Annotated in this window: 7 protein-coding genes; all 7 read right to left on the bottom strand. The window is 53.8% G+C overall.

What is annotated here, in order from left to right; genetic code table 11:
* The coding region (locus PMI41_RS17125) for a hemagglutinin-like protein (protein WP_008126912.1) at positions 1-3,211 on the bottom strand (3,211 nt) is incomplete at its 3' end.
* Between the two features lie 321 nt (positions 3,212-3,532).
* The gene (locus PMI41_RS17120; RefSeq protein ID WP_008126910.1) at positions 3,533-4,009 is read right to left on the bottom strand and encodes a cytochrome c-type biogenesis protein; all 477 of its coding nucleotides are present in this window, start codon (positions 4,007-4,009) and stop codon (positions 3,533-3,535) included.
* Entirely contained in the window at positions 4,006-6,000 is a 1,995-nt protein-coding gene (locus tag PMI41_RS17115) for a heme lyase CcmF/NrfE family subunit (RefSeq protein WP_008126908.1), read from the bottom strand. Before PMI41_RS17115 ends, PMI41_RS17120 begins: the two co-directional genes overlap by 4 nt.
* On the bottom strand, positions 5,997-6,443 hold the full coding sequence (gene ccmE / locus PMI41_RS17110) for a cytochrome c maturation protein CcmE (protein WP_008126906.1): 447 nt from the start codon (positions 6,441-6,443) through the stop codon (positions 5,997-5,999). Before ccmE ends, PMI41_RS17115 begins: the two co-directional genes overlap by 4 nt.
* Entirely contained in the window at positions 6,443-7,603 is a 1,161-nt protein-coding gene (gene ccmI, locus PMI41_RS17105) for a c-type cytochrome biogenesis protein CcmI (RefSeq protein WP_008126904.1), read from the bottom strand. Before ccmI ends, ccmE begins: the two co-directional genes overlap by 1 nt.
* Positions 7,604-7,687: 84 nt before the next feature.
* Complete coding sequence (locus PMI41_RS17100; protein ID WP_008126902.1) at positions 7,688-8,113, bottom strand: hypothetical protein; 426 nt, start codon at positions 8,111-8,113, stop codon at positions 7,688-7,690.
* A 72-nt stretch (positions 8,114-8,185) separates the two neighbouring features.
* Positions 8,186-9,487, bottom strand: coding sequence for an ATP-binding protein (locus tag PMI41_RS17095; protein ID WP_040855633.1), 1,302 nt, complete (start codon positions 9,485-9,487; stop codon positions 8,186-8,188).
* Between the last annotated feature and the right edge of the window lie 37 nt (positions 9,488-9,524).

The following is a 9,524-nucleotide window of genomic DNA, read 5'->3' as shown; positions in this document are numbered from 1 at the left end:
CACCCTGTGTTTTCAGCGTGTTCTCAGCCGTAGTCAAACGACCACCCTGATCCTTGACTGACGTTTCAAGGTCGCCGATCTGCTTGCCTTGTGTGGTAAGCGCTCCCTCAGTCGCAGTCAAACGACCGCCCTGATCCTTGACCGTCGTGTCAAGGGCATCGATCTTCTTGGCCGAAGCATCCGCCGTCAGCTTGACCTTATCAGCGGCTTCCTGTGCAGCAGCAGCTTGCTTTTCAACGCCATCAAGCTGAGTCTTGTTGACCGCATCATTTGCATTAACGCCGGGAGCAACGCCGGTCAGTGTACGATCTGCATCAATCATGACCGTATTGCCATTGGCATCTTTCACCGGATTGCCATTGGCATCAAGCTGAGGAGTTTTACCGCCAAAGTCCACCGTCTTGGCGGTTGAATCTCCGCCAATGCTAATTTCCTTACCCGTCGGATCATTCTGTACAAGTCCGGTCTTACCAGCGCTCAGTGACTGCTTGAGATCATCCAACTGACCCACAGTGGCCGCATCACTGACATCAACACCATTCTCGACATTGATAATCCGGTTCTTGGCACCATTGTGATTGGCATTATAAGCAGTTCCGTCATGCAGAAGTGTATTTTTCGCCAATGCAACGATTTGCTTATCGTGTATGGCAAGCGCATCACCCTGTGTTTTCAGCGTGTTTTCTGCCGCTGTCAGCTTGTTGCCCTGCGCGGTAAGCGCGCCTTCAGCCGTCGCCAGCCTGTCACCTTGACCCTTGACTACCGCATCCACAGCATTCAGCCCATCGACGATTGTGCCTGGCTGAGTAACCGGCTTGCCGCTGGCATCATTGCCAAGGCTTGTAAGGCTCAATGTCGGCAACGTGACCTTGCCATCCTTGTCAATCGTCGCACCGCCGCCAAGTGCACCGGCAATTGAACCGCCGATTGCCTTTGAAGCCTCAACAACCGCATCAAGCTGGCCCTTGTTGACCGCATCATTTGCATTAACGCCGGGAGCAACGCCAGTCAGTGTACGATCAGCATCCACAAGAACCGGCTTGCCATTCGCATCAAGTACTGGCTTGCCATTAGCATCAAGCTGCGGGGTCTTGCCGCCAAAGTCCACCGTCTTGGCGGTTGAATCTCCACCAATGCTAATTTCCTTGCCCGTCGGATCGTTCTGCACAAGTCCGGTCTTGCCGGCGCTCAGTGACTGCTTGAGATCATCCAACTGACCCACAGTGGCCGCATCACTGACATCAACACCATTCTCAACATTGATGATCCGGCTCTTTGTACCATTATGGTTGGCATTATAAGCAGTTCCGTCATGCAGAAGTGCATTTTTCTGCAATGCACCGATTTGCTTGTTATGTACGTTGAGGGCATCGCCCTGATCCTTGACCGATGTTTCAAGATTGCCGATCTGCTTGGCCGAAGCATCCGCCGTCAGCTTGACCTTGTCAGCCGCTTCCTGTGCAGCAGCAGCCTGCTTTTCAACGCCATCAAGCTGGCCCTTGTTGACCACGTCATTCGGCTTAACGCCGGGAGCAACGCCGGTCAGCGTACGATCCGCATCAATCATGACCGTATTGCCATTGGCATCTTTCACCGGATTGCCATTGGCATCAAGCTGGGGAGTTTTACCGCTAAAGTCCACCGTCTTGGCAGTTGAATCTCCCCCAATACTAATTTCTTTGCCCGTCGGATCATTCTGCACAAGTCCGGTCTTACCAGCGTTCAATTCCTGCTTGAGATCACCGATCTGCTTGCCATGTGTGATAAGAGTATCACTCTGTGTTTTCAGTGCGCCCTCAGCTGTCGTCAGCCTGTCGCCCTGATCCGTTACGGTTTTATCCAAGGCACCGATCTTGCTGCCTTGCGTTGCAATGGTGCCTTCAGCCGCCGTCAGCCTGTCGCCCTGATCCTTGACCGTCTTTCCAAGCTCATTGATGCTGTCATAGGCAACATGAAGCTGCTCACCATTGGTTGCATCCGTGCTGCCCGGTGCAACAACGCCGGGTGCTACATTGATGATCTGGCGCGTACGGGATGGGCCGAAGCGCTTCGATCCGATACTCACAACCCCCATACCATGGGAACCTATTGTATAGGACTTACCGTTCAGGGTCACGTCGTTGCCAACAGAATGGACATCCTCGGTAACGGAAACATGTCCTAATGCCACACTATTTTTATGGAAAGCATTCGCCCCCGCCCCAAGCGCGACGCTATTATCTTTATCGACAACGGCATTCCCACCCAAAGCAAGACCTTCATCTCCCTTCACCCAAGCAAGGCTTCCGATGGCTACGGCATCATCCCCCTCGGCGCTAGCATTTTTACCAATCGCTGTGGCAGAATGATATTTTGCTTCAGGATGATTGGGAACATCCGCACCGATCTTACCTTTAGCAATAGCACCGGAACCGATGGCGATGTCGCCGGGAACGTCAGTGCTCGTTTGTGCCGGCTTGCTGTTGGCGTCGGTATTGATCTTGATTTGAGAAAACCGGGTGTCTAGGCCAGGTTGGAGCTTATCTTTCTTTGGAAATATTAGTCCATTGACTACAACAGCTTCACTTGTGGGGACACCTGGCGTAATCCCAGGGATGGGGTTTTTGCCACTATCTCGCACAGTACCTAGAGGGAAAACGGTACCTTTAGGAAACCAAGTTTTATAGCCTGTTTCAGTACCAGCTGCCATTGTAACAGGACCATCAAATGTTGTACCAGCAGGAAAAACCCCCTCCCCACTTAAAAATGTATAATCTTTCTCCAAAATCACGTTAGTCGGAACAAATTGAAACGGCGCATGCTGGACCTGACCAGATGAACGTATGATGGCACCCGCATGCACAGTGAATTCAAGTAAGCTTGATCTATTAGTAGCGTCGACAAATGCAAAACCGTCAGGTAGCCTGAAGCTGCCAGCAGGCACTGGCTTGGCTTCCAACCCAATCTGCGGCGAAGAAGCAATCACTGGCCCAGCGGTAGTCTGAGCCATTACCGGCGAAGCCAGACCAACCACCACAGCAGCAGCCACACCCAACATGCCGAGACCCTTGCCACGCTTCAAACCAAGCGTGCGGCAGGCAAGGCGAAGGATGGCATTGAGGCGGCGGCGGGCGGAGCGGCTTTCTGCCGCCCCCGCCAGCCAGTTGCCTGCAAAACGCGCAGCCTTGGGAGAAGAATTGGTGCTGAAAATACCTGCTGTAACCTTCGTCATTTCAATCTCGCTCATTATTAATTTTACAAAACTTGAAGAAGTGAATGTCAAAAAATACTTACAAAGATGCGTTCACAGAAATTTCTTACTGTGTTTAATCAAACAAAAGACAAATGCGGGATTTTCTACTTGGAAAGGCTAATGCGCCGTGCCGGAACTAAATCACTACCGCCGTCAATGGATCGTTTCATAGCGGTGTAAATTGAAAAAAACAACAGTAAAAATAATCTTTCTTCGTGTAAATTTTCATTTATACGAAGATTTATATTATACCTTAGTATAATATACTCATACTAAAGTATAAAGTTTTTCCGCTTTTGTTTATTTTTCGATCGTTCCAATGAGCTTTTTCAGCTGCTGCTTTTCACTGGAAGAGAGTGGCTCCGACTCGATTGAAGCAGTGGAACGACGACGGATCGACACGGCTATTGCAATGGCGCCGGCCATCAAAGCGCCTATCGGGAAGCCCCATAGGATAAGTGTGCTGAGTTGCAGTCTGGGCTTGAGCAAAACAAATTCGCCATAACGCGCGACCAGAAAATCCAGCACCTGGCTGTCCGTATCACCGGCAACAAGACGCTCGCGCACAAGCACCCGCAAATCGCGGGCAAGGTCAGCATTTGAATCGTCAATCGATTCATTCTGGCAGACCATGCAGCGCACCTCTGCCGAGATGATGCGCGCGCGTTTTTCCAGAACAGGATTGGTGAGCATTTCATCGGGCGAAAGCGCAAAGGCACTGCCGATACAAACCAACAGGCAAAGCAAGGCAGCCATTGCGGTGCGGGCGAGCCTCATGCCGCTACCCTCGCTTTAGCTGTCGCGCGTGCTGTCTTGCCTTTGGCAGGAGCGCCAATACGCAAGCGCCGGTCAAGCAGGGAGAGACAGCCCCCGGCCATCATGAAAACAGTTCCGAGCCAGATAAGCGTAACCAGCGGCTTCCACCAGATGCGAACGACAATACCACCATCGGGCGCGGCATCACCAAGAGCAACGTAGAGCTGGCTGAAGGTGAAGGTTCGAATGCCAGCCTCTGTCGTCTGCATGTTACGCACGGGGAAAAAGCGCTTGGCCGCCATCAGGCCCACGACAGCTTCCCCCTCATCGGTCATGACGGTGAAGTTACCCTGCTCTTCGGTGAAATTCGAGCCTTTGAACGGTTTGATGTCGTCGAAGCGCAGGGTATAGCCGCCTGCCCGGATGCTCTCGCCCGGCTTCATGACAAGCACGCTTTCTGTGGCAAATGTGGTTGTTGCTACAATGCCGAGCAAGGTAATACCAAGGCCGAAATGGGCAAACGCCGTGCCGAAAACCGAACGGGGCAGGCCCATGAGGCGCTGGAATGCCACGCTTATGCCGGCTTTACCAATACCTGCCTTGAGGGCGAGATCGGTCAGCGCACCCAGCATGAGCCAGACGGCAAGACCGATGCCGAAAGCGGCAAGCACGCCGGAAGCCGATGTCTGGTAAAGTACGGCAGCCACAACAAGCAGCGCAATGAAAAATGCTGTCATCAGGCGTTGTGCAACAGCCAGAAGATCACCGCGCTTCCATGCCATCAGCGGGCCGAAAGGCACCGCCGCCAGAAGCGGGATCATCAGTGGACCAAAGGTGAGATTGAAGAACGGCGCACCAACAGAGATTTTCTCGCCGGTCAGGAATTCGAGCACCAGCGGATACAGTGTTCCGATCAAAACAGTTGCCGTAGCAGTCGTCAGGAACAGATTGTTGAAAACCAGCGCACCTTCGCGCGAAATCGGCTGAAACAGACCGCCGGGGGCGAGGTTTTGGGCACGCCATGCAAAGAGCGCCAGCGAACCGCCAATGAAAATCACCAGAATGGCAAGGATGAACAGACCGCGGCCGGGATCAGTGGCGAAGGTATGTACCGAAGTCAGTACGCCAGAGCGAACAAGGAACGTGCCCAATAGCGAGAGCGAAAAGGTGAGGATCGCGAGCAGAACGGTCCAGATTTTCAGCGCAGAGCGTTTTTCCATCACCAGCGCTGAGTGCAGCAATGCGGTACCTGCCAGCCATGGCATGAAGGATGCGTTTTCGACAGGGTCCCAGAACCACCAGCCGCCCCAGCCGAGTTCGTAATAGGCCCAGTAGGAACCCATGGCGATACCGCCGGTGAGGAACACCCAGGCGACAAGCGTCCATGGACGAACCCAGCGCGCCCAAGCCGCGTCAATACGGCCATCGATTAGAGCAGCTACAGCGAAGGAGAAGCAGACGGAAAAGCCGACATATCCGAGATAAAGCAAGGGCGGATGAATGGCGAGACCGATATCCTGCAGGATCGGATTGAGGTCGCGGCCTTCGACTGGCGCTGGATTGAGACGTGCGAAGGGATTTGACGTGGCGACGATAAAAGTAAGGAAAGCTGTACCTATCCACGCCTGAACGCCAAGCACATTGGCTTTGAGCGACGGCGGCAGATTATTGCCGAAGAAGGCAACCAGCGCCGTGAAAAAGCTGAGGATCAGCACCCATAGCAGCATTGAGCCTTCGTGATTGCCCCATACGCCAGTGAACTTATAAAGCAGCGGCTTTTGTGAATGCGAGTTTTCGAAGACGTTCTGGACCGAAAAATCGGAAAGTACATTGGCGCTTGTCAGGGCAGCAAAGGAAATCGCGACCAGCGCGAGAACAGTAAAGGCAGCAGGCACGCCCACAGCCATCATCTTGTCATCATTGCGCCGGGCACCCAGAACCGGAAGCACGGATTGTACAATGGATAAGGCAAGAGCGAGTATCAGCGCAAAATGTCCAAGCTCGACAATCATGGCTTCTTGCTCTCCTCCTGCCAGATGCCCTTTGCTTTCAGGCTATCGGCAACTTCCTTCGGCATATAGTTTTCATCATGTTTCGCCAGCACGCTATCGGCAACAAATGCACCACCCGGCGAGAAACTGCCTTCAATGACTACACCCTGATCTTCACGGAAAAGATCCGGCAAGATGCCTTCATAGGTGACTGGAACGCTTTTGATCTTGTCTGTTACGGAAAAGCTGATTTTGGTTCCCTCGCCGCGCACGACTGTGCCTTTTTCCACCAGCCCACCCAGGCGAAAGCGTGATTGTGACTGGATATCAGAAGCCTGAATATCGGAAGGCATGCGGAAGAATGCGATCTTCTGTTGCAAGGCAAACAGGACCAGCGCAGCGGCAAGCCCCAGCACAGCCAAACCACCAGCTATCACCGAAAGCCGCTTTTGCTTGCGCGTCATCAATCCTTCTCCGGCTCGTAAGCTAACCCAAGATCATCGGCGACAGCATCAAGCTGCGCCATCTTCTCGGCGCTTAGTACCTTTTTTGCACGATCCAGCGCTTCGATGGCATCATTGGGGCGGTTGAGAACCACATAGGATCGGACCAGCCGTTCCCAGCCTTCAACATCATCGGGAGATTTTTCAAGTTTTGATGCGAGGCTGGCAACCATGCCTTCGATCATGGAAGCGCGGCTTTCGCTGTCAGCATCCATCATTGCCTGCACTTGCTCAGGATCCGGGCTGCCCTTGTCAACATCGCTGACATCAGGCGCATCGCCATTTATCTCGGTATCAAGTTTTGTCAGTGCAGCTTGCGCCTGATCACGCCACGGCACATCCAGCGGCGCTTCGACCAGCAGTTTGCGGATAAGATCGCGTGCCTCAGTCAGCCGACCCTGCTGCATCCAGCCATCAATGATATAAAATTGCGGGCGCATGTCTTTGGGATCAAGCGCCAATGCGTTTTTGAACACCTCTTCGGCGCGCGGGGTGATCTTGCCGCCCGCCTCTGCCACCAAAGCCTGTCCCAGACCGAGTTGCCGCGCCGCACTATCACCATTTAGGCGTATCGCGTTCTGATATGCAGTCACGGCATTTGCGGGCCGGTTCATACGCAGATAGATTGGCGCGAGCACTTCCCAGCCCTGACCATCATCCGGATTAAGCGTCAAATGCGCTTCAGCGCGCGCCACCAATTCCTCAGGTGTGCTTTGCTCGGCTGGACGCGCCAGTCTTTCCGCCAGCGGCTGACCTGGCAAATCCGGGTTGCCAATACTCGCATACAGAGCCCATGAAATGAGGGGAATTGCGATGACCGTGATGAGCGTCATCCATTCGCGCGTCGCGCTTTTTACCGGGCGAACAATCTGCTCGTCCACGGCGGCGGCCTTTGCCGATTTCAACAGTCGACGTCCGATTTCGGCCCGCGCCTGTTCACCTGCAACAGGATCGATGAGACCACGCTGTTCGTCAGCCTCCAGCTCTCGCAACTGGTCGCGATAGACCTCAACGTCATGCTGGTTGTCTGACAACGATGCTTTCGTACGCCGCGTCAGCGGCAAAAGCACCAGCAGCGTTGCGACAACGGTCAGGAATGCGGCGGAAATCCAGAAAATCATGCGTGAGACATAGACTCTCGCTTATCCAAAATCCAAACGCAATTTATTGATAGGGCAATTCGCCGCAAATATCGCTGCTGGCACTCATAAAGGAGTCCAGCTGCCATCGTCATTTCGGCATGCGGTGCCACGTGCGGATTGGGGCGTGCCATCAATCCGAATGGTGTGCGTGTATTGGCGGCAATTCTGCGAACCGACCTGATAAGGTTGCGCTGCAACAACCTCGCCGGAGCGGCTACCATTGTTCTTCCACTCAACGACTTTACCGGCAGGAGAATATTCAAGTGCCTGATACTCGGCCTGGAGTGCTCGCTTGCGGTCATCAGGCTCAAGCGAAGCATTCCCGACAAGACCATTGCCAAGGGCTGCAAGCACGCTTGTCTTTGCAGGCTGCTTCGATCCGCCGGTCCATCTGCTCAATGTCCCGCCATCGGTTTTACCGCCGGATGTCGTTGTACAACCAGCCAGCGCAATGACGGCGAGAAGAGGAATGGCAATTTGGAACTTCATCACAGGCTCGTTTTCAAATATAAATGTTACAGGCCTTTATGGCCCGATTGGACGGTCGCTTGCAAGCTGGATTCAGCTGGCAGCGACAGGCAAAATCAGTCTGGCGCTCAATCCGCCAAGTGCAGAACTGCGTTCGAGCCGTAAGGTTCCGCCATATTCCCGAACGGTATCATTGACAATCGACAGGCCCAACCCGGTACCCGGTTTGGTCTCGTCCAGCCTTTTACCACGAGCCAGCGCATCCTGAATCTGATCGGCGGCAAGGCCCGGTCCGTCATCGTCAACGCTAATCTCAAACCCGCTATCCACGCGGGCAAGGGTCAGCCTGATGATCGCGCGGCCCCATTTTCCAGCGTTTTCCAGCAGATTACCGACGATTTCCTCAAGATCTTCCTGTTCACCGGCGAAGATCGCGTCATCCATGTAATTATTGAACTGGACATCCATACCAGGATTGAGCTTTGCGGTCACACGCACCAGCCTTTCCAGTATGGGGGTGACAGGTGCACGAAATACAACGCTGTCACGCTGGGCTGCTACCCGTGCGCGCTGCAAATAGTGCTGAACCTGAACCTGCATCGCCGCGCTCTGTTCGGCAATAATACGGCCCTCCGTCCCACCAATTGCCCGACTCTCATTGACAAGAACGGATAGCGGCGTCTTGAGCGAATGCGCGAGATTGCCAACCTGCGTGCGGGAGCGGTCCATGATGCGACGGTTATTATCGATGAGCGCATTCATCTCACGGGCCAGCGGGGCGATCTCATTGGGCAGGTCTTCGTCAAGCCGCGTAACTTTGCCTTCCCGGATATCGCCAAGAGAGCGGCGTACGCGATCAAGCGGGCGCAGACCGAACAGAATGACAGCGGCGTTGATCAGCGTTCCGCCAAGTCCAAAAATACCGAGATAAAAGTAAAGCGTGTAACGGAAATCGGCGATCTCACCTTCAACCTCGCTCAAATTTCCCATTACCCTGAAGCGGGCTACGCGATTTTCCGCATCAAGGACCACTTCAGTTTCGACGACCGACAACTGCTGACCGTTAGGTCCATCCTCCGAATAGCGACGCTGGAACGATGTATCGAAGGGAACATTCAAAGTGGAAGGCGAATCGATATTGCGTTCTCCGAGAGAAACAGAACGTAACGATCCTTTCAGATTGTCAGCCGCAGGCTCTACCGACCAGTACCAACCTGAAAGCGGGCTCGAATATCGCACTTCGCCGGGATCAGGCCTCCCCGCCAATGTCCCGTCATTAACACTGACAGAAGCAATAACGCTGAAAAGGTGGGCTGAAAGCAATTGTTCGAAGCTCTTCAGGCGCGCTTCGCCGTAGAGCGTTGATATGATCGTGGCAATGGCGATGAAAGAGATAATCGTCCAAAGAGTCGAGAGCGTGATGACCCGTAAC

Source organism: Phyllobacterium sp. YR531, from assembly GCF_000282595.1.
Lineage (GTDB): Bacteria > Pseudomonadota > Alphaproteobacteria > Rhizobiales > Rhizobiaceae > Phyllobacterium.
The sequence above is the reverse complement of the archived record's forward strand: the minus strand, read 5'-3'. Positions and strand labels throughout refer to the sequence as shown.

What these genes read in the sequence shown, in the direction of transcription:
- PMI41_RS17120 (WP_008126910.1), bottom strand. Translation starts at nt 4,009, where the DNA reads ATGAGGCTCGCCCGCACCGCAATGGCTGCCTTGCTTTGCCTGTTGGTT.
- PMI41_RS17115 (WP_008126908.1), bottom strand. Translation starts at nt 6,000, where the DNA reads ATGATTGTCGAGCTTGGACATTTTGCGCTGATACTCGCTCTTGCCTTA.
- ccmE (WP_008126906.1), bottom strand. Translation starts at nt 6,443, where the DNA reads ATGACGCGCAAGCAAAAGCGGCTTTCGGTGATAGCTGGTGGTTTGGCT.
- ccmI (WP_008126904.1), bottom strand. Translation starts at nt 7,603, where the DNA reads ATGATTTTCTGGATTTCCGCCGCATTCCTGACCGTTGTCGCAACGCTG.
- PMI41_RS17100 (WP_008126902.1), bottom strand. Translation starts at nt 8,113, where the DNA reads ATGAAGTTCCAAATTGCCATTCCTCTTCTCGCCGTCATTGCGCTGGCT.